Annotated in this window: 21 protein-coding genes; 17 read left to right on the top strand and 4 right to left on the bottom strand. The window is 69.7% G+C overall.

Annotation, left to right across the window (positions count from 1 at the left end; all coding sequences use genetic code 11):
• The first annotated feature begins 85 nt into the window (after window positions 1–85).
• The 11 genes from ACO0LU_RS00350 to ACO0LU_RS00400 all read left to right on the top strand — a co-directional run bounded on the left by ACO0LU_RS00350 (window position 86) and on the right by ACO0LU_RS00400 (window position 10,372).
• The gene (locus ACO0LU_RS00350; protein WP_424789450.1) at window positions 86–2,269 is read left to right on the top strand and encodes an MMPL family transporter; all 2,184 of its coding nucleotides are present in this window, start codon (window positions 86–88) and stop codon (window positions 2,267–2,269) included.
• A complete protein-coding gene (locus tag ACO0LU_RS00355; RefSeq protein ID WP_424789451.1) occupies window positions 2,266–3,051 on the top strand; it encodes a TspO/MBR family protein in 786 nt (261 codons plus the stop codon). Before ACO0LU_RS00350 ends, ACO0LU_RS00355 begins: the two co-directional genes overlap by 4 nt.
• Window positions 3,048–4,202, top strand: a complete 1,155-nt coding sequence (locus ACO0LU_RS00360) for a polyprenyl synthetase family protein (RefSeq protein ID WP_424789452.1) — start codon at window positions 3,048–3,050, stop codon at window positions 4,200–4,202. The genes ACO0LU_RS00355 and ACO0LU_RS00360 overlap by 4 nt, the downstream gene beginning before the upstream one ends.
• Complete coding sequence (locus ACO0LU_RS00365; protein ID WP_424789453.1) at window positions 4,202–5,071, top strand: phytoene/squalene synthase family protein; 870 nt, start codon at window positions 4,202–4,204, stop codon at window positions 5,069–5,071. The genes ACO0LU_RS00360 and ACO0LU_RS00365 overlap by 1 nt, the downstream gene beginning before the upstream one ends.
• Window positions 5,068–6,672: a phytoene desaturase family protein gene (crtI, locus tag ACO0LU_RS00370; RefSeq protein WP_424789454.1), complete on the top strand. Its 1,605-nt coding sequence runs from the start codon at window positions 5,068–5,070 to the stop codon at window positions 6,670–6,672. Before ACO0LU_RS00365 ends, crtI begins: the two co-directional genes overlap by 4 nt.
• Window positions 6,669–6,995: a lycopene cyclase domain-containing protein gene (locus ACO0LU_RS00375; protein WP_424789455.1), complete on the top strand. Its 327-nt coding sequence runs from the start codon at window positions 6,669–6,671 to the stop codon at window positions 6,993–6,995. Before crtI ends, ACO0LU_RS00375 begins: the two co-directional genes overlap by 4 nt.
• Complete coding sequence (locus tag ACO0LU_RS00380; protein ID WP_424789456.1) at window positions 6,992–7,333, top strand: lycopene cyclase domain-containing protein; 342 nt, start codon at window positions 6,992–6,994, stop codon at window positions 7,331–7,333. The genes ACO0LU_RS00375 and ACO0LU_RS00380 overlap by 4 nt, the downstream gene beginning before the upstream one ends.
• Complete coding sequence (locus tag ACO0LU_RS00385) at window positions 7,330–8,211, top strand: prenyltransferase (protein ID WP_424789457.1); 882 nt, start codon at window positions 7,330–7,332, stop codon at window positions 8,209–8,211. The genes ACO0LU_RS00380 and ACO0LU_RS00385 overlap by 4 nt, the downstream gene beginning before the upstream one ends.
• Window positions 8,212–8,358: 147 nt before the next feature.
• Window positions 8,359–8,856 carry a hypothetical protein gene (locus ACO0LU_RS00390; protein WP_424789458.1) on the top strand — a complete coding sequence of 166 codons (498 nt, stop codon included), beginning with the start codon at window positions 8,359–8,361 and terminating at the stop codon, window positions 8,854–8,856.
• Window positions 8,853–9,653: a glycosyltransferase family 2 protein gene (locus ACO0LU_RS00395; protein ID WP_424789459.1), complete on the top strand. Its 801-nt coding sequence runs from the start codon at window positions 8,853–8,855 to the stop codon at window positions 9,651–9,653. The genes ACO0LU_RS00390 and ACO0LU_RS00395 overlap by 4 nt, the downstream gene beginning before the upstream one ends.
• Window positions 9,650–10,372 carry a DNA alkylation repair protein gene (locus ACO0LU_RS00400; RefSeq protein WP_424789460.1) on the top strand — a complete coding sequence of 241 codons (723 nt, stop codon included), beginning with the start codon at window positions 9,650–9,652 and terminating at the stop codon, window positions 10,370–10,372. The genes ACO0LU_RS00395 and ACO0LU_RS00400 overlap by 4 nt, the downstream gene beginning before the upstream one ends.
• 38 nt (window positions 10,373–10,410) lie before the next feature.
• Here the strand turns inward: ACO0LU_RS00400 and ACO0LU_RS00405 are convergent, their stop codons facing one another.
• On the bottom strand, window positions 10,411–11,034 hold the full coding sequence (locus ACO0LU_RS00405) for a TetR/AcrR family transcriptional regulator (protein WP_424789461.1): 624 nt from the start codon (window positions 11,032–11,034) through the stop codon (window positions 10,411–10,413).
• Between the two features lie 92 nt (window positions 11,035–11,126).
• Here ACO0LU_RS00405 and ACO0LU_RS00410 point away from each other — a divergent pair, with 92 nt between their 5' ends.
• The gene (locus ACO0LU_RS00410) at window positions 11,127–12,089 is read left to right on the top strand and encodes a zinc-binding dehydrogenase (RefSeq protein WP_424789462.1); all 963 of its coding nucleotides are present in this window, start codon (window positions 11,127–11,129) and stop codon (window positions 12,087–12,089) included.
• Window positions 12,086–13,327, top strand: a complete 1,242-nt coding sequence (locus tag ACO0LU_RS00415) for an NAD(P)H-binding protein (RefSeq protein WP_424789463.1) — start codon at window positions 12,086–12,088, stop codon at window positions 13,325–13,327. Before ACO0LU_RS00410 ends, ACO0LU_RS00415 begins: the two co-directional genes overlap by 4 nt.
• Before the next feature lie 399 nt (window positions 13,328–13,726).
• On the opposite strand, the gene ACO0LU_RS00420 is transcribed toward ACO0LU_RS00415, so the two are convergent.
• Together ACO0LU_RS00420 and ACO0LU_RS00425 are read right to left on the bottom strand one after the other, a co-directional pair.
• On the bottom strand, window positions 13,727–14,749 hold the full coding sequence (locus ACO0LU_RS00420; protein ID WP_424789464.1) for an LLM class flavin-dependent oxidoreductase: 1,023 nt from the start codon (window positions 14,747–14,749) through the stop codon (window positions 13,727–13,729).
• A gap of 71 nt (window positions 14,750–14,820) precedes the next feature.
• Window positions 14,821–15,507: a hypothetical protein gene (locus tag ACO0LU_RS00425; protein ID WP_424789465.1), complete on the bottom strand. Its 687-nt coding sequence runs from the start codon at window positions 15,505–15,507 to the stop codon at window positions 14,821–14,823.
• 161 nt (window positions 15,508–15,668) lie between these two features.
• Between ACO0LU_RS00425 and ACO0LU_RS00430 the strand changes: the two genes are divergently transcribed.
• Window positions 15,669–16,514, top strand: a complete 846-nt coding sequence (locus tag ACO0LU_RS00430) for an aldo/keto reductase (RefSeq protein ID WP_424786906.1) — start codon at window positions 15,669–15,671, stop codon at window positions 16,512–16,514.
• Between the two features lie 21 nt (window positions 16,515–16,535).
• On the top strand, window positions 16,536–17,024 hold the full coding sequence (locus tag ACO0LU_RS00435; protein ID WP_424789466.1) for a hypothetical protein: 489 nt from the start codon (window positions 16,536–16,538) through the stop codon (window positions 17,022–17,024).
• A gap of 22 nt (window positions 17,025–17,046) precedes the next feature.
• Here ACO0LU_RS00435 and ACO0LU_RS00440 read toward each other — a convergent pair whose 3' ends face one another.
• Window positions 17,047–17,934, bottom strand: coding sequence for a hypothetical protein (locus ACO0LU_RS00440; protein WP_424789467.1), 888 nt, complete (start codon window positions 17,932–17,934; stop codon window positions 17,047–17,049).
• 170 nt (window positions 17,935–18,104) lie between these two features.
• Here ACO0LU_RS00440 and ACO0LU_RS00445 point away from each other — a divergent pair, with 170 nt between their 5' ends.
• Complete coding sequence (locus ACO0LU_RS00445) at window positions 18,105–19,292, top strand: pyridoxal phosphate-dependent aminotransferase (RefSeq protein ID WP_424789468.1); 1,188 nt, start codon at window positions 18,105–18,107, stop codon at window positions 19,290–19,292.
• A gap of 79 nt (window positions 19,293–19,371) precedes the next feature.
• Entirely contained in the window at window positions 19,372–19,800 is a 429-nt protein-coding gene (locus tag ACO0LU_RS00450) for a VOC family protein (RefSeq protein WP_424789469.1), read from the top strand.
• Window positions 19,801–19,853: the final 53 nt, after the last annotated feature.

Consider the following 19,853-nt stretch of genomic DNA (forward strand, 5'->3'; position numbering starts at 1 on the left):
TACCTGTCCAGGAAGGATATTACTAAGCATGCTTAGTAATCGCCCGGGGAGTGCCCGGCATCGGGGTAAAAGTACCCGCTCAGCGGTGCTGCGCGCACTCACTCTCGTCGTCGTCCTCGGCGCCTGGCTCGCCATCGGCGCCTTTGGCGGCATAGCCCAGGGCAACCTGTCCCAGGTCCAGGAGAACGACCAGGCCTCCTTCCTGCCGGAGTCCGCGGAGTCGACCCGCGCCGGCGAACTCGCTACCGAGTTCATCGACAACGAGACCCTCCCGGCGCTGCTCGTAGCGATCCCGGACGACGGCGGCGAGATCACCGGGGCGCAGACGGCCGCCGCCCAGGAACTGGCGGAGGCGATCCCGGAGCGGGAACTGCCCGGCGGGGCGGCCCTTGGTGACTACGTGGATGGACAGGTCGTCGTGGTGCCGGCCGAGGACGGTGAGGCGCTGCTGTTGCCGGTCCCGATCGCCGAGGACGAGGCCGACGAACTGTTCTCCGACTCCGGGGACCGGGTCAGTGAGGTCGTGGTGCAGGAATTGCGCACCATGGCAGCCGAGACCCTGCCGGACGAAGGCCTGCAGGCCTGGGTGACCGGCCCAGCGGGTTTCGTGGTGGACCTTGTGGGTGCCTTCGCCGGGATCGACGGCGTGTTGCTGGTGGTGGCCCTCGTGGTGGTGTTCATCATCCTGGTGCTGGTCTACCGCTCCCCGATCCTTCCCTTCGCCGTGCTGATCACCTCGGTGTTCGCTCTCGCCGGGTCGGCGCTGGCGGTCAAGCCACTGGCCGAGTCCGGCCTGCTGGTGCTGAACGGGCAGAGTCAGGGCATTCTGGCGATCCTGGTGATCGGGGCGGCCACCGACTACGCACTGCTGGTGGTGGCCCGCTACCGGGAGGAACTGACCCGCAATGCCGAGCCGGCAGCGGCGATGCGCATCGCGTGGAAGGCCTCGGTGCCACCGATCGTGGCCAGCGGAGGCACCGTGATCGCCGGGTTGTTGTGTCTGCTGCTGTCCGACCTGAGTTCCAACGCCAGCCTCGGCCCGGTCGGCGCGATCGGGATCGCCGCGGCCATGCTCGGCGCGCTGACCCTGCTGCCGGCCATCCTGCTGATCGGTGGGCGCCGCTCCCGTGGCATCTTCTGGCCGAGGACCCCCGCGTTCGCCCCCGACTCCCTGGCCGCCGTGGACAGTGGTGCAGGGCTGTGGGGCCGGGTGGCGGCACTGGTGTCCCGCCGCCCGCGCGTGATCTGGGCCGGCACCGCCGTGGTGCTGCTCGGTCTCGCCGCGTTCCTGCCCACGTTGCAGGCCGAGGGCACCGGGGAGGCGGATGTGTTCCTCGAGGACGTCGAGTCCGTCACCGGCGAGCAGGTGCTGGCCGAGCACTTCGACGCCGGTCAGGTCGATCCCATTCTCGTCCTCGTCGATCAGGACGACGCCGAGGAAGTGCTGGAGCAGGTGCGCACGGTCGAAGGCATCGGTGCAGCCGACCTCCTCACCGATGACCACGGCGAGGCGGTGGTGGTGGACGGCCTGGTCCGGATCGAGGCGTCCACGACCGCCACCGCGGAGAGCCAGGAAGCCACGAAGGTGGCCGGCCAGGTGCGCACCGAGGTGCAGCAGGTCGACGAAAACGCACTGGTGGGCGGGGCGGCCGCGGAACGGCTGGACACCCAGGAGACCGCGTCGCAGGACATCCGCACCATCGTGCCGCTGGTGCTGGCGGTGATCTTCGTGATGCTGGTGATGTTGCTGCGTTCGATCGTGGCACCGCTACTGATCCTGGCCGCGAACGTGCTCTCGTTTGCCGCCACGATGGGTCTCGCCGCGATCTTCTTCAACCACGTCTTCGACTTCCCCGGGGCCGATGCGTCGGTGCCCCTGTACGGATTCATCTTCCTGGTCGCCCTGAGCATCGACTACTCGATCTTCCTGATGACCCGGGTGCGGGAGGAGTCCCTGACCCACGGCACCAGGGCCGGGGTCCGCCGCGGCCTGACGATGACCGGCGGGGTGATTACCTCCGCCGGTGTGGTCCTCGCAGCCACCTTCAGCGCCCTGGTGGTGATCCCGTTGCTGTTCCTGGTCCAGTTGGCCTTCATCGTCGCGGTCGGCGTCCTGATCGATACGTTCATCGTGCGCAGCCTGCTGGTTTCAGGCATTGTGTATGACGTCGGTCGCGCCACCTGGTGGCCGTGGGGATCCCGGATTCCCCGCGATGAGACACGGGAGCGCTCGGAGAGGAAGCCGGCCCTGCAGGGGAGTAGCCGATGAGTCAGACCGCCCACGGATCTTCGCCTCACCTGGTGCGCCGGATCGGCGTCACCGTCAGTTACGTGATCTGCCTGGTGGGGTCGATGATCGGGGTCGGCGTCTTCGGTGGCACACCGATCTCCGAGGCTGCCGGCGGACTGCTGTCCACTGACGCCACCCATCTGGCGCCGGCCTCGCCGGCCTTCTCGGTGTGGACGTTGATCTACGTCGCGCTGGGTGCCTACACGCTGTGGCAGTGGTGGGACCGGCGCGATCCGCGTGGGATCGGCTGGTGGGTGGCATTGTCGTTGCTGCTGAACGCGGCCTGGATCCTGTCCGTCCAGGCAGACTTGATCTGGGTCAGCGTTGGGGTGATCGCGGTCCTGCTGGTGGTGCTCGCCCGCACCTTCGCCACCCTGCTCGGCACCCGCCCGAGGAGCACGGCTGAGGCCGCGGTGGCCGACGGAACCGTGGGTCTCTACCTGGGCTGGGTGAGTGTGGCCACCTGCGCCAACGTCGCGGCCGCGCTCGCCGGTGCCGGATTCACCGGGGGCGGCTACCCCGAGGTGTGGGCCGTGGCGGTTCTGGTGGTTGTGGCCGCGATCGGGGTGACTCTCGCCGTGGTCGGCAGGGGCCGGCTCGCGGTGGCGGCGACGCTGACCTGGGGGCTGGCCTGGATCGCAGTTGCCCGCACGGACGAGCCCTATTCCATGGGCGTGGCGGTGGTGGCCGGTGTGGCTGCCGCCGTGGTGGCCCTGAGTGCTCTCGGCCTGAGGCTGCGGGCGGAACGGGTACCGACATGACCGCCTGGATGCCGGCCACCGACGTGGACGCCCAAACCGGAGCCGGGTCCGGCCCTGCGAGTGCGCCTGGCGCCGATGTCCGCACTGCCGGCGCCGGCGCGCAGACCGACTGCGCCGAGGACGACGTCGTCGCGACCGCGACGGCCGCGGGGACGGCGACCAAGATCGCTCTGGCCCGGTTCTTCGATGCCGGGCTGCAACGTGCCGCCGGGCCGGATCACCAGCAGTTGTGGTCCGCGCTGGCCGAGGTGGCCTCCGGCGGCAAAGAATTACGACCGGCCCTGTTCCACAGTGTCTATCTGGCCCTGGGCGGTGACGATGAACAGGCCGCGGCCGAGGTCGGCGCTGCCCTGGAGTTGCTGCATACCGCCCTGGTGATCCACGACGACGTCATCGACGGGGACACCGTGCGGCGCGGTCGGCCGAACGTGGCGGGGATCTTCGCCGACGACTCCCGGGAGCGTGGGCATGACCATGACCGGGCGACCCATTACGGCGAGACCGCCGCCATCCTCGCCGGCGATCTCGCGCTCACCGGGGCGGTCCGGGTGCTTGCGCTCTGCGGTGCCTCCCAGCAGACCGTGGCACGGATGCTGGACCTGCTCGACCGCGCCCTGCACCTGAGTGCCGCCGGTGAACTGACCGACGTGCGGTTGAGCATGGACGCCGATGCCGAGATCGCCGACGCGGTCGACATGGAGTATCAGAAGACGGCGGTGTACTCCTTCGAGTTGCCCCTGCAGTTGGCATCCGTCCTCGCCGGGGTCGAAGGGTATGAAGCGACCCTGGTGGAGTTCGGGCGCCTCCTCGGGGTGACGTACCAACTGCACGATGACCTCGATGGCATGTTCGGGGACGAGGCCACCATCGGCAAGAGCGTCCTGACGGACCTGCGCGGGGGCAAGTGCACTCCCCTGATCGCCCATGCCCGCACCACGGCCTTCTGGCCGAGGATCCGGCCCTACCTGGGGTCAGGGTCCCCTGACTCCGCCGCCGAGGTGCGCGCCCTGCTGGAACAGTCCGGATCGCGGGCCTACGTGGAGGAGTTGGCGCGGAGCCTGGCGGCCGAGGCCTGTGCGCGGGTGGCCGAACTGCCCTTCGCCCCGTTGCTGCAGGGTTGGGTGCGCCTGGTCACCGAACGAGCCGAGTGATGGCTCGGTCCCGTCCGCGCGCCGCCGCTACCGGCACCTACGACGTGGTGGCCAGTCGCAGTGCTGCGGTGCTGATCCAGTCCTATTCCACCTCCTTCGGGTGGGCCTGCCGGATGCTGCCCCAGCCTGACCGTGAGCATGTGCGAAATATCTACGCCCTGGTGCGGCTCGCCGACGAGATCGTCGATGACCCCGATCCCGAGTGGCCCGGTCCTGCTCGCCGCGAGCTCCTGGACGCACTGGAGGCCGAGACCCGGCGCGCGTGCGGCGGTTCCCGGAGCGCGAACCTGGTGGTGCACGCGTTCGCCCGCACGGTACGGGAGTTCGGAATCGGACCCGAACTGATCACCCCGTTCTTCGCCTCCATGCGCACCGACCTGACCACCAGCGAGCACGATGAGACCAGTTTCGCCGAGTATGTGCACGGATCGGCCGAGGTGGTGGGGCTGATGTGCCTACGGGTGTTCACCGCCGGGGACGAGGCAGCCTACGCACGGCTGTCGCCCGGGGCCATCCGCCTCGGTGCGGCGTTCCAGAAGGTGAACTTCCTGCGGGATCTGGCCCAGGACCACACCGGCCTGGGCCGCACCTACTTCCCCGGCCTGGACCCGGCCGCCTTCGACGACAGCCACCGGGATGCGTTGCTCGATGAGATCGATGCCGACCTGCGCGCGGCGGAGGTGGCCCTGCGTCAGCTGCCCGCCGGGGCCAGGCGGGCGGTGCGGGCCGCCCACTCCCTGTTCGCCGAGTTGTCCGGGCGTCTGCGCAGCACCCCGGCCGAGCGGTTGCGCAGCGTCCGGGTGCGCGTCCCCGATACGGTCAAGGCGCGCCTGGTAGCCCGCGCCGTGCTCAGTGGAGGGCGGCGATGACCGATGCTCCGCAGACCCCCGCCCCACCCACGCCGGATGCGCGCGGCCGCAGCGCCGTCGTCGTCGGTGGGGGTATCGCCGGCCTGGCCACCGCGGCCCTGCTGGCGCGGGACGGGTTCCGGGTGGACCTGCTGGAACAACAGGATCAGGTGGGTGGCCGGGCCGGTAGTTGGCAGGCCGACGGGTTCCGGTTCGACACCGGTCCGTCCTGGCTCCTGATGCCGGAGGTGTTCGAGCGCTTCTTCTCCCGGATGGGTGCCTCGGTGGGTTCGCGCCTGGATGTGGTGACCTTGGACCCGGCCTACCGGGTGTTCTTCGAGGGGCATGAGCAGCAGGTCGACATCGTCGCTGATGTGGACCGGAACGTGGCGACGTTCGAGGAGATCGAGGCCGGTGCCGGCACCCGGTTGCGCGGCTATCTGCGCTCGGCCCAACACACCTACGAGATGGCATTGGCGCACTTCCTCTACACCAGTTTCACGTCCCGGACCGACCTGCTCAAAGGTGCGGTGCTGAAGCAGGCGCACCGGCTCGCGCCACTGCTGCTGCGGTCCCTGCAGAGCCTCATCGCCAGCAGGTTCCAGGATCGGCGGCTGCGCCAGATCCTGGGTTACCCGGCGGTGTTCCTGGGTTCCTCCCCGGACCGGACGCCGAGCATGTACCACCTGATGAGCGCCCTGGACCTGACCGGAGGGGTGCGTTATCCCCAGGGTGGGTTCACCGAACTCATCCGGGCGATCGCCGAACTGGCGCACGAGCGGGGCGCCCGGGTGCACACCGGAGCCACCGTCACCGCCATCACCACCGAGGTACTGCCCGGTCGCCGCCACCGCGCACGTGCGACCGGGGTGACCTACCGGGACCGCGAGGGCCGCACCCGGCACCATCGTGCGGACGTGGTGGTGGCCGCCACCGACCTGCACCACGTCGAGCACGGCCTGCTCCCGGCGCACCTGCGCGACCACTCGGAGCGGTGGTGGCGCAGTCATGATCCCGGCCCCGGTGGCGTGCTGGTCTACCTCGGGGTGCGCGGCCGGCTGCCGCAACTGACCCACCACACGCTGCTGTTCACCGCGGACTGGGCGCGGAACTTCCGCGACATCCGTGCCGGCCGGGTGCCCAGCCCGGCGTCGGCCTACGTGTGCACCCCCTCCCGTACCGACCCCTCGGTGGCACCGCCCGATGGTGAGAACATCTTCATCCTGGTCCCGGTGCCGGCCGACCCGGGCATCGGCCGCGGCGGCCTGGACGGACAGGGCGACGCCCCGGTGGAGCGGATCGCCGACGAGGCGATCGCCATGCTCGCCGACCACGCTGGCATCGCCGACCTGGCCGAGCGCATCGTGGTGCGGCGCACCGTGGGGCCGGGGGACTTCGCCGAGGATCTGAACGCGTGGCGAGGGAGCATGCTCGGGCCGGCGCATACCCTGGGCCAGAGTGCGTTCTTCCGGGCCTCGAACGCCTCGACCCGGGTGCGTGGGCTCTACCTGGCGGGCGCCGGCACCATCCCCGGGATCGGTCTGCCGATGTGCCTCATCAGCGCCGAGACCGTGGCCGAGCGGATCGCCGGTGAGATGCCGGCTCGCGGGGCGGTGCGATGATCGCGCTGGCCTACCTTGCCGCCCTGCTCGGGGTGATCGGCTGCATGGCGCTCCTGGACCACCGCTTCCGACTGGTGTTCTGGGCTGATGCTCGCCGCGGACTGCTCACTATCGCTATCGGCGCTGGTGTCTTCCTGATCTGGGATGTGGTGGCGATTGCCGCCGGGTTCTACCACAAGGGTGACAGCCCGGCGATGACCGGCATCCTGCTGGCCCCCGAGCTGCCACTGGAGGAACTCTTCTTCATCGTGTTCCTGTGCTACCTCGCGCTCGTGGTGCACGGCTTGATCTCCCTGGTGCTCCGGCGGCAGGAGCAGCCGTGACCTATCCCGTTCTGGCGATGGCGGTGGTGCTGTTGTCCGCGCTCACGGCACTCGTGGCCGGGCGGCGTCGCGGTGGTCGGTGGTGGGCCGCGACGGCGCTGACGGCGGTAACCCTGATCGCCTTGACCATCGTGTTCGACTCGCTGATGATCTATGCGGACCTGTTCCGCTACGACGAGGCCCACCTGATCGGTGTCTATGTGCTGCTCGCGCCGGTGGAGGACCTGGCGTGGGCGGTCGTCGCCGCACTGCTGCTCCCGGCGGTGTGGTCCCTGCTCGGACCTCGCCGCCGGGCCGCGCGACCGACGAACCCGGCGCAGCAGGAGGAGGAGTCGTGACCGTGGCCAGCAGACCCGGCGCCCTGGCCCAGCTCCTCGGTTCCTCCCGCCCGCTGAGTTGGATCAACACCGCCTACCCCTTCGGAGCCGCGTACCTGCTGGCCGGCGGTGGGGTCGATGTGGCGTTCGTGGTGGGCGCGCTGTACTTCCTGATCCCGTACAACCTGGCCATGTACGGCATCAACGACGTGTTCGACTACGAGTCGGATCTGCGCAACCCCCGCAAGGGCGGCGTCGAGGGGGTGGTGTTGGACCGCCGGTGGCATCGCCTGACCATCGGTGCCGCACTGGTCACGAACGTACCGTTCCTGATCGCGCTGCTGCTGATGGGCACCCTCGCCTCCGCCGCGGTGCTGGCGGTGAGCGTGTTCGCGGTGGTGGCTTACTCGGCGCCACCGATGCGCTCCAAGGAACGACCGGTGCTGGACTCGATGACCTCCAGCACCCACTTCGTCTCCCCAGCGGTTTTCGGCCTGGTGCTCGCCGGGGGTGACCCGAGCAGGACCGCCCTGATCGCGCTTGCGGCGTTCTTCGTCTGGGGCGTGGCCTCCCAGGCCTTCGGGGCGGTGCAGGACGTCACCGCCGACCGGCAGGCCGGGATCGCCTCGATCGCCACCTGGCTGGGTGCCGCGCGCACGGTACGGCTGGCCATGGTGTTGTACGCCGTCAGCGGGTTGTTGCTGCTTGGCGCCGGCTGGCCCGCGATGCTGGCCGGCCTGCTCGCGCTGCCCTACCTGGTGAGCATCGCGCCGTTCCGGTCGCTGCCCGACGGCCAGTGCGAGACCGCCAATGCCGGGTGGCGACGATTCCTGGGCCTGAACCTGGTGACCGGGTTCCTGCTCACCCAGTTGCTGATCTGGATCGGATGGGGTGGTTGAGGTGCCCATCCAACGAACTGCGTCACGAACCGCGTTACGAACCCCGGCCGGGGACCCCGCGAGCCGCAAGCCGACGGGCGTGCGGCTGTTGGGGGTCCCGGGCGGTCCCACCGCCGGGCCGCGGTTCACCTGGTCGCGGTGCTCGGCGTGGCCGGCCTGCTCGTCGCCACCCGCTATGACTGGGTCGGTGTGGCGGTGTTCGCGCTGGTGCTGGGCGGCATGACGGCGATGCGCGTGCTGCAGTTGCCCGCGCCGCTGCAGGTAGCCGCGGCACTGGCGGCGCAGGGGGCCGCGTGGGCGAGCGTGCTGCACCTGTACGAACGGATCTGGTGGTTGGACATCCTCGTGCACCTGGTCCTCAACGGGCTGCTCGCCGGCGCCGCGGGGCTGGCGCTGCACCGTGCCCGGATGACGTCCTCGAAGCAGCACCGGCGGGGACGGTGGGGTCTGGTGATCACCACCACCGGAGTGGGCGCCGTCCTGGCGGTGGTCTGGGAGATCGCGGAATGGTTCGGGCACGTCTACGTCGACCAACGGGTGCAGATCGAGCCGGGAGACACCGTGGGCGATCTGGCCGCGGCGCTCCTGGGCTCGGCTCTCGCCGGGATCGCCCTGGCCCGGCGCCGAACGGAGGACGAGAGATGAACCGGCTCCGAACCGTCAGCGTGGTGATACCCGCTCGTAACGACGCACCCGCCCTGGCCCGGTGCCTGCGGGCGCTGAACCGGCAGAGCGTGCCACCGCTGGAGGTCGTGGTGGTCGACAACGCATCCGAGGACCGAACCGCCGAGGTCGCCAGGCATTACGGGGCCCGGGTGGTGACCGAGCGGCGCGTCGGCATTCCGCAGGCTGCCAGCGCCGGGTACGACGCGGCCCGCGGGGAGATCCTGGCCCGACTGGACGCCGATTCCGTCCCCGGGCCCAGGTGGGTGGAGCAGGTGAGCACACTGATGTCCGGTACGCGCTGGGACGCGGTCACCGGAGTGGGCCGGTTCTACGAACTGCCCCGGAGCGGCCGGGTGGTGGCCGGGCTCTATCTGGGCGCCTATTACCTGTTGTGCCACGCGGCTCTGGGGCACCGCCCGCTATGGGGCTCGAACATGGCGCTGCACAGCAGTACCTGGCGGCAGGTCCGGGACCGCATCCATGACGACGACGCCGAGGTGCACGACGATCTCGACCTCGCCTTCGCCCTCGGTCCGGAGCGGACGATCCGCTTGGACCGGTCCCTGGTGATGGGGGTCTCGGCCCGGGCGTTGCGCGGCCGGGCACAGATGCGGCGCCGCTTTGCCCGCGCCTTCCGGACCCTCTCGGTGAACTGGGCCATCGCGCCCCCCTGGCAGCGCTGGGCACGCAGGATCCGCCATGTTCTCGGACCGGGTCGCGGCCGGCCTCCGGCCACCCGGCACCCCACGGCGCAGCGAGGGCAGGGTCTTCGATGACCGAGCCGCTGCCGGCCCGCACCGACCTGGTTGCGGCAGTACGGGCGCAGCTGGCCCGCGCCGGGAACCCCGCGCGGGCCGCCGCTGCGCAGCGGTACATGAAGTCGGCGCTGCCGTTCCACGGGGTGGCGATGGCTCAGGTACGCCGGATCGTGCGTGACCTCGCCGGCGCGCACCCGATCACCACCGCCGCGCAGTGGGAGGCCACCGTGCGAGCGCTGTGGGACGGGGCTACCCACAGGGAGGAGCGCTACGCGGCCACCGCCCTGGCCCGACAGCCCCGCTACCGGGCCTTTCGCACCACGGCGATGCTGCCGCTGCTGCGGCACATGATCGGCACCGGAGCCTGGTGGGATCACGTCGACGAGATCGCCTCTCACCTGCTCGGGGAGATGCTGCAGCGCGAACCGCATGTGGTGGCCCCGGTACTGCGGGACTGGGCGGACGACGACGACATGTGGGTGCGTAGGTCGGCGATCCTGGCACAGTTGCGCGCCAAGGCCGCCACCAGCACCGACCTGCTTGCGCACTGCCTGGAGGCGAACCTGACCGGGTCGCGGTACGGCGGGGAGTTCTTCGTCCGTAAAGCGGTGGGCTGGGCCCTGCGTGAGTACGCCAAGACCGACGCCGCCTGGGTGCAGGCGTTCCTTGCCGAGCACCGTGACCGGCTCAGTCCCCTGAGCGTGCGGGAGGCGAGTAAGCACCTGGCCCGTACCTGAATGCACCCGGGCGCGCCGTGGCCCCCTGGCGAGTTGACTCAGGACTGGTCGTGCCAGGGTGCCTCGAGTTCGGCAGCATCCGGGGCCGGGCCGGTCAACGCAGGTGCATCGGTGAGCGCCAGGGCCTGCAGCGCGAGGTCGACGTAGCGTTGCCGCAGGGTCGTGGTGCGCTCGGCATCGGCGGCGCCGAGCGCCGCGATCTGGGTCGCGATCAGGGTGAGGTCGGCACCGGTGACGTCAGATCTGACCCGGCCCGTTGCGATAGCGCGGTCGAGGAGCTCCTGCATCGCCAGATTCCCCCGGTGCGCGAGTTCGTAGAGGTCCTCGGGCGGGGTGAAGGTGCCCAGCAGGTTGCCCATTCGCAGGGTGCCGGAGTTCGCGTACCAGGTCAGGAAAGTTGCCAGCCCGCTCCAGGGGTCCGGACCTGCCAGCGCAGAGCGCAGCTGGTCCATGATGGACTGCAGTCCTTGCCGGGCCACCGCCACGAGGAGCGCCTCTTTGGCGGGGTAGCGCCGATAAAGGGTCGCCTGACCGACGCCGGCCCCTTGCGCGACGGCTGACATCGGGGCAGTGGGGTCACGGCTGAACACGTCCAGTGCGGCCTCGAGCACGAGGATGTCGTTGCGTCGCGCTTCGGCCTGGCGTCCGCGGCGGGGAACCATGAGGCACACACTAACGGACAACACCAGTCCGGTCTGTGTTACCTTAAAGCGGACAAATGCAGTCCGATAACATGCCCAGGAGTGATAGCCCTATGCGCAGCGTGCACGTCACCGCTTTCGGAGGTCCGGAAGTCTTAGAAGTTCGTGACTCCCCGCGACCGACACCGGGTCCCGGCGAGGCGGTCATCGAGGTCGAAGCGGCGGAGATCCTCTTCCTCGACACCCAATTGCGAAGTGGCTGGGGACGGGACTTCTTCACGGTTGAACCGCCGTTCATCCCGGGCGTGGGGATCGCAGGCACCGTGACCGAGACCGGGGACGGGGTGAAGGACAACTGGAAAGGCGCCCGGGTGGTGACCAGTACCTCAGCCGTGGGCTCGTACCGGGGCGGCGGCTACGCCGAGTTCGCTGCAGCGAGTATCGACCGCGCACTGCGGATCCCCGCCGGAATCGATTCCGCTGAAGCCTTGGCCGTCCTGAACGACGGTGCCATGGGCGTCAGTAGGGTTGACCGCTCCGGACTGTCGCCGGGTGATAGGGCGTTGATCACGGCCGCCAGTGGAGGAATTGGCATCTGGCTGGTGCCGTTGTTGACCGCCGCCGGCGTCCACGTCACCGCGGCCGCCCGCGGCCGGCAGAAGGTCGACCTCGCCCGCGGGAGAGGGGCGACCGTAGCCGTCGACTACGGCCAGCCGGGTTGGGCCGATGAGCTCGGTCAGGTCGATGTCGTCTTCGACGGCGCCGGCGGGCACCTGGGCGAGCAGGCGGCGAGCCTGCTGCGACGTGGCGGGCGATTCTTCTCCTACGGTGCAGCGTCCGGCGACATGGCCGATATCGAGGTACTCGCCGCCGAGCGAGACCTCCGGGTGATCGGCCTGGACGAGGAGTTCACGGACGAGGACGCACACCGCTATGCCGGAGAAGCGCTGCAGCATCTGGCCACGGGATCGGTCCGCCCGGTCATCGGGCAGAAGCGGCCCCTCGAGCGTGCCGCCGAAGCCCATGCGGCGATCGAGGCACGTCGCGTCGTCGGGAAGTCGGTGCTGATCCCATGAGCCAGAGAGGCGGCAATCCTCCGCAAACCGTTCTCGTCGTCGGTGCCACCGGCCGGACCGGACGGCGCGTCGTCGACGGGCTCCTCGCAGCCGACGTGGCCGTACGAGCATTGGTCCGGCACCCCCTGACAGCGGGACTGCCCGCCGAGGTCGCCGTGATCGAGGGGACGTTGCAGGACGCCGGCGCTGTCCGGGAGGCGGCACGTGGAGCCCACGCCGCCTTCCTCATCTGGGTCGGCGACGACGCGGCGGTGATACCATCTGTGATCGACGCGCTGACCGAAACGGTGCGGCACGTCGTCTACCTGTCGGCCGCGAACCTGCACCACGATGTCGGTGAGGGAAGTGCGGTCCAGCCCGGGGTCTACGCCGAGGTCGACCGTGCACTCGCGCACTCGCCGAGCACGTGGACCTTCTTGCGCGCCGGTGGGTTCGCCGCCAATAACCTGGAGTGGGCCGAGCAGATCCGGACCGGCGACACCGTGCGCGTGGTCCACCCCGACGCCGGGCGGTCCATCGTGGACGAGCGTGATCTGGCCGAAGCCGCAGTCAAGGCGCTGCTGGATCCGTCACTGGCCGGTCGAGCCTTCTCCCTCACCGGCCCGCAGACCATGACCCAGCGAGAGCAGATCGCCGTGATCGGCGGCGTCATCGGGCGCGATCTGAGTGTGGAGCACCGCGACCCGGACGAAGCACGTGAGGAGTACGCGGCGGTGCTGGGCGCGGACTTCGCCGACCAGGCACTCGGGTACTGGAGGACACTGGTGGATCGTCCCGAACCGGTCACCACCGGCATCGAGGAGATCCTGGGACGGGCGGCCCGACCCTTCCAGGATTGGGTGCGCCTGCACCGCAGCGACTTCGAACGACTCACCACCCACGAGGTGGGACACCGGTACGCCGAGGCGTTCCGCACCGGCCGCCTCGACGATGCCGGCGGCCTGCTGGCCGCGGACGTCGTCCGTGTCGCGCCCTTGGAGGACGGCGGGGTCGAACGTGAGGTACGAGGCCTGCCGGCGATCACGGAGAACGCCCAACGCCAGGTCGAGGGTGCGGACATGGAGTCGGTCCAGGTGGACGACCCCCTGGTGGGGGGCGACCGTTTCGCGATTCGCTTCACGTTTGCCATGAGAGATCGCGAGACGGGCGAACGGTTCCGCATCGTCAAGATGTCCGTTTGCACCGTAGCCAGCAGCAGGATCGTGCGCGAGGAGGTCTTCTACTACCTGAATCCCTAACACCGGCGGCGCGAACGATCACCGCCGCGGTCGGTCCGGAGGCTGGCCATGTACGTCCGGCGGCAGGTGTCAGCCGCGGCCGAACAGGCGATGCCGCTCGCCGGATCAGCGTCGCCGTCGAAGGCATACCGACTACCGTCAGCAACTTCACCTGCACCGAGATCGACGCCGTCTTGGGCGGTCGTGGCAAGTACATCCAGTCTGACCAGATGCGGTTTTCGACCATCCACGAGGCTCGTGCTGTGACGGGGCAGGATCTGGTGAAGACCTGGCGCGCGCGTAGCCCCTACAACACGTGCGCGCACGTGGCGCGACGACGTCTGACGCGAGGCGAGAACCGCGGGCACCTGATGCCTCCGTTTCTCGGCTCGCCGAGGGACGTCGCTCGCTCGCTCGCGGTCAGCGCCAGCCCAGGCCCGGTGCGACGTGGGTGAGCAGGTTCTCGATGATGCGGGCGTTGTACTCCACGCCCAGTTGGTTGGGGACCGTGATGAGCAGGGTGTCGGCGGCAGCGACGGCCTCGTCCTGACGAAGTTGCTCGACCAGGGCGTCGGGCTCATCGGCGTAGGAGCGACCGAAGATTGCCTGGGTGCTGGCGTCGATCATGCCGACCTGGTCCTTGCCGGAACGCTCACCGCCGAAGTAGTGGGCGTCGGTACCGTCCACGATCGGGATGATGTTCCGGCTGACCGAGACCCGCGGTTCGAACCCGTGCCCGGCGTGGGCCCAGGCGGTGCGGAAGGCTTCGATCTGCGCGGCCTGCTGGACGTGGAAGGGACGGCCGTCCTCATCGTCCTTCAGGGTGGAACTCATCAGGTTCATTCCGAGTTCGGCGGCCCATTCGGCGGTGGCGTTGGATCCGGCGCCCCACCAGATCCGCTGCCGCAGCCCGGGTGAGTGCGGTTCGATACGCAACAGTCCGGGCGGGTTGGGAAACATGGGCCTGGGGTTCGGTTCGGCGAAGCCCTCACCGGTCAGCACCTGCAGCAGCACCTCGGTGTGCATCCGGGCCATGTCCGCATCGGACTTACCCTCCGGGGGCTGATATCCGAAGTAGCGCCACCCCTCGATCACCTGCTCCGGGGAACCGCGGCTGATGCCCAGTTGCAGCCGACCGCCGGCGATGAGGTCCGCCGCCCCGGCGTCCTCGGCCATGTACATCGGGTTCTCGTACCGCATGTCGATCACGCCGGTGCCGATCTCGATGCGGCTGGTGCGTGCTCCGATGGCGGCCAGCAGTGGGAATGGGGAAGCCAACTGGCGGGCGTAGTGGTGCACCCGGAAGTAAGCGCCGTCGGCCCCGGCCTCCTCCGCGGCGACGGCCAGGTCGATCGACTGCAGCAGGGCGTCGGACGCAGACTGGGTCTTCGATTGCGGGTGCGGGGTCCAGTGGCCGAACGAGAGGAATCCGATGTTCTTCACGGTCTCGGCAACGCCTGGCGGGCGCAGGTATTCCGCGCTCGGGTGCGCGTGGGGCCGGGGGCAGGCAGGGCTCACGGGTCGGTCAGCCAAGGAAAGCCGTTGGGATCCTTGGTGGCGCGTTCCTGGAGGACCCGGTCGTCGTGCCCGCGGATCTGGTGGAGGAACGGGAAGTCCTGCGGGTGCACGGTGATCTTGGCCAGCGGTCGTACCGGCACTGCGCTGGCCGCCTGTGCCGGCTGGACGGTGCCGAGGGCCCCCGCCATCGGGGGTTGGGCGGTGAAGGTCTCACCGGGAAGTACGTACACCGTGCCGGTCCGCCAGGGCCGACGGACCAGGGCGGCGTCGGTGATGGAGAAGAAGTAGTAGGGCTCGCTCCACTCCCCGGAAGGACCCTGGATGCGGATGCAGGCGTTCGTCAGCCACATCGGGCTCCGTGCCCGATCGAGGATCGCGTAGTACATCGGCCAGATCCCGTCGGTGGCGGCATAGACAGCCTCGCGGTCACCGAACTCGATGACGTCGTCGGCCTTGCGTGGTTCGAACAGTTCGATCGCCGGATGCTGTGAGCCATGCAGGACGACGTCAGCGTGGTCAGCGATGTGGCAGAGGAACTGCCACTTCGGTTCCGCCAGCCGATAGGGCACCGGATCGGCCGGTCCCCGGCTGAGTGCGTGGTCCCACAGCGCCACGAACCGCTCCCGGCTGCCGGCAGTGGCCCCCTCCGGCCGGGGCAACCAGAAGTCGGGCAGGCTTTCCATCTCCTAGATCGTGCCATTGCCGGCGCGATCGCTCCAGGAGTTTCTCAGCGCCTGCGCCGGGTGTGCCGCGTACGCCGCCGGCGCTGGGTGCGGCGGAGGGTCGCAGGGGACCGCGGTGGCAGGAAGCGCGATGCGGCGGCGGGCCCGCTACCGTAGCCGGCATGGACTCACCAGGACTGGCGGACTTCCCGCTCAATGACGGCAACCGACTGCCCGCCGTCGGGTTCGGCACCAGCGGGCTTCGCGGCGAGGACGGCCTGAATGCCTTTCGCAGCGCCTTGGAGGCCGGGTACCGGTACGTGGACACCGCGGTGAACTACGGCAACGAGGCCGAGGTGGGCAAGGCCGTGCGTAGCAGCGACCTGGACCGCGCCGAGGTGCTCGTGGCCACCAAGGTGCCCGGACGTGATCATGCCAAGGACAAGGCCGTGCGGAGCGTGGAGGACTCACTGCGCACCATGGGCCTGGACTACCTGGACGTGGTGCTGATCCACTGGCCCAACCCGAGCCAGGGCCTGTACGTCCAGGCGTGGGAGGCGTTGGTGGAGGTGCGTGAGCGTGAACTCGTGCGCTCCATCGGCGTCTCCAACTTCACCACCGGGCACCTGGACCGGATCATCGACGCCACCGGAGTGACCCCGGCTCTGAACCAGATCGAGATGCACCCCTACTTCACCCAGGAGCAGATGCGCACCGATCACGTCGGACGCGGGGTGCTGACCCAGTCCTGGAGCCCGCTGGGCAAGGGCACGGTGCCCTTCGACGCGCCGGCGATCGCCGCAGCCGCTGAGCGTCACGACGTCAGTCCGGGGCAGGTGATCCTGCGATGGCACCTCCACCTGGGCGCACAGCCGCTGCCGAAGTCCGGTGACCCCGGCCGCCAGGCCCAGAACCTGGACCTGGCCGGATTCGCCCTCACCGAGGAAGAGGTCACCGCGATCAGCGCGCTCACCCGTGCCGACGGGCGCCGGTTCGGGGGCGACCCGAACACCCACGAGGAGATGTGACCGGGCAGGATCGGGACGCTGATGCCTGTGCCGGTCTATACGCGTCACAGCATGTTCTTCATCTACTTGATCGTCTGGACGGCCTGGGGGATCGGTGCGCGATGGGCGTTGGGGCCGACGTACGTGCCCTGGCTGCTCAGGATGGTGCGAACGCCCGGGCGTGCCCTGCTGGTGTACGGCGCTGTGTTCGTATGCGCCGTGATCGTGGCGGTGGTGCTGGTGCAGATGACCGATCGCGGGGCGGGCCCGTCGGCCTTGTTGATCGTTCTCGGGATCGGGACGATGCCGCTCGCTCCGCTGGTGATGGACGCGATTCCGGGTAAGGGAGGCGGGCGGGCGGAGTTGCACCGCCATTTCGAGATGTATCGGCGGCAGGGGCGGTTGCGCGAGGTCGGCGCCGAGGATCTGAGCGTAGGGGGCCAGCGGGCGGTCGGTCTCATTGCCGCGATCCTGTCGTTGGTCACGTTGGGGCCGCTGATGGGTGGGATGTTCGTGGTGATGGACCCGTGAGGACCGCGCGGCCGGCGCAGGATCAGCCCGGCACCAGGGAGTCGGCGGGGCGGGTCGGGGCGTGCCAGCGCTCGACGGTCTGAGTCACCCAGAAGGCCATGAACTGCAGGATCAAGGCCGCCTCGAGCACGAACACCCACTGCGGCAGCACCACGCGCACCGGGCCCAGCACCATCCCCACGGTCACGAGCATCAGCACGAAGCCGAAGGAGTACCAGTTGGCCCACCGGCGGCGGCGCCCGATCCCATTGGCCGCGCGCGCACGGGACAACGCCGTGGCGTTGATCCCCACCAGGGCCACCACGCAGATGAACAGGATGATCGCAGCGGCGCCGTGACCGTAGGCCAGGAAGGTGTCGCGGGCGAACATGAACACCCCCGCCAGGCCCAGGTACGCCAGCAGGCCGGCGATCAGCACGATGCGGCCGCCCCGGGTGTGCAGGTGCCGCTCCCGCTGCGGCACCACCACGAGTTCCAGGATGAAGGCCACCAGGACCACCGCGAGCACGGCCCAGGTGTTCTGCGTCAGGGCCTGGGTGAGGTCATCGGGCAGGCGGGCACTGTCCGCGCTCATCGCATGAGCCGGGCTGGTCGGCACGAACGCGACGATGAAGCTGAGGTAACCGGCGAAGTTCAACAGCACGTCCTCGGTGTCGCTGCGACCGCGGTGGATGATCAGGCAGGTCCCGATCGCGCACAGGCTGGCCACGAAGACGTCCCGGGCGGGGGTGTAGTAGTAGGCACTGACCGAGGCGAGAACCTCGCCGTCGTCCGCCCCGATCTGCAGCGCCACACTCAGCAGCAACAGCGCGGTGAGCAGGATGATGGCCAGGCGCAGGTACCGGTAGGTCGCCTGCATCTCGTGGCGGTGTCCCTGGCGGTGGGGCGGCGCGGACCGGACGGAGGTCACCTCCCCCTCCTTCCTCCCGGATGCGGCCCAGCCTGGCACAGCCGGCCCCCGTCGTCACGGGTACGCGGCGACAGCGCCCGAGCGCGGGCCTCGCGCCCCCTGAGGAGCGCGGGCCTCGCGCCCCCTGAGGAGCGGGGGCCTCACGGCCGATGCGTGGGTACCGTGTGACCATGCGAGCCTCCACCCGATCAGCCGTTCCTTCCTTCCAGGTCATGATGCTGCTGGACCAGGTGGCCAGGCTGCGCGCTCAGGGCCGGGACGTGATCAACCTGTGCGCCGGGGAACCCTCCGGAGGCGCCCTGCAGGCGGTGCGCGAGCACGCCGCCGTCAGCCCCCAGGACTTCGGTTACACCTCCCCGATGGGATTGCAGGAACTGCGCCGGGCCATCGCCGGGCACTACCGGCGCTGGTACGGCATGGAGGTCGATGCCGAGCAGGTGGTGGTCACCACCGGCTCCTCCGGTGCGTTCATGCTGACGTTCCTGGCCGCGTTCGACCCAGATGACGTCGTCGTGCTGGTGCGACCCGGCTACCCCGCCTACGGCAACATCCTGAGGGTGCTGGGCTGTGATGTGGTGGACCTGGACTGTGGGCCGGAGGTGGGCTTCCAGCCCACCACACAGATGCTCGAGGCGGTGCTGGCCGCCCACGGCAGGATCGACGGGCTGATGCTTGCCTCCCCGGCCAACCCCACCGGCACCATGATCGACCGGGAGCGGCTGACCGCGCTGGATGCCTGGTGCAGCGCCAACGACGTGCGCCTGATCAGCGATGAGATCTACCACGGCATCACCTACTCCGGGGCCGGGGGGCGCGACGCTCACGGCGTGTGTGCCTGGGACGTGGGCCCGCAGCCCACGTCGGTGGTGATCTCCTCCTTCTCCAAGTACTGGGGGATGACCGGGTGGCGACTGGGCTGGGCGCTGGTGCCACCGGACCTGCTCGACGCCGTAGCGGGCCTGGCCGGCAACGTCGCGCTCTGCCCGCCCGCACCGGCGCAGGCTGCCGCGTTCGGAGCGTTCAGTGATGGCGCTTACGCCGAGGCCGAGGCGCGGGTGGCCAAGATGAGCCGCAGCCGGGAGGCCCTGCTGTCCGAACTGCCCAGGCTCGGGTGGGGCCCGGTGGCCCCGGCGGACGGGGCCTTCTACCTCTGGGCCGGGCTGGCCGAGGGAATGGGGCGCTACGCCTCGTCGGTGGATTGGTGCGCGCAGTTGCTGGAGACCGATGGGGTGGCTATCACCCCGGGTGTGGACTTCGACCGTGAGAACGGCGACCGGTTCGTGCGGCTGTCCTTCGCGGGCGAGCCGGAGGAACTGACCGAGGCGGTCCGCAGGATCGAGCGCTTCCAGAACCGGTGAGCCCGGGGCCGCCGCGGTTGCGTCCGGCTCGCCGCCGCTCCCAGGGGTGGTGTCGGTGGTCCGTGGCATCGTGACCGTCATGGACCAACGGATCAGTTTCATCACCCTGGCGGTGCGTGACCTCGATGTCACCCGAGCCTTCTACCTGGACGGGCTCGGCTGGCGGGCGGAAGTGGACGTGCCCGGTGAGGTCCTGATGATCCGGACCGGCCGGCACCTGGTGCTGAGCCTGTGGGATGCCGGTGCGTTCGAGGCCGAGGTCGGTCCGATCGCCCGGGGGGCCGGTGCCCCGCCGATCACGCTGGCGCACAACGTGGCAACCCCCGAGGAGGTCGACGCCATCCTCGCGCGCGCTCGTGGACTGGGTGCCGACCCGATCCAGGACGCGATGCAACGGGAATGGGGCGGTTACTCCGGCTACTTCGCCGATCCCGACGGGTACCGCTGGGAGATCGCGGTGAACCCCGGACCGATCGGTCAGTTGGTGCTGCCAGGCACCGGGTCCTAGCCCCGACAGCACTGGACGGGATCTGGTCTCACCCGCGCGCCCGGCCTGGCTAG

Source organism: Pseudactinotalea sp. Z1748, assembly GCF_049725185.1.
Lineage (GTDB): Bacteria > Actinomycetota > Actinomycetes > Actinomycetales > Beutenbergiaceae > CALKWS01.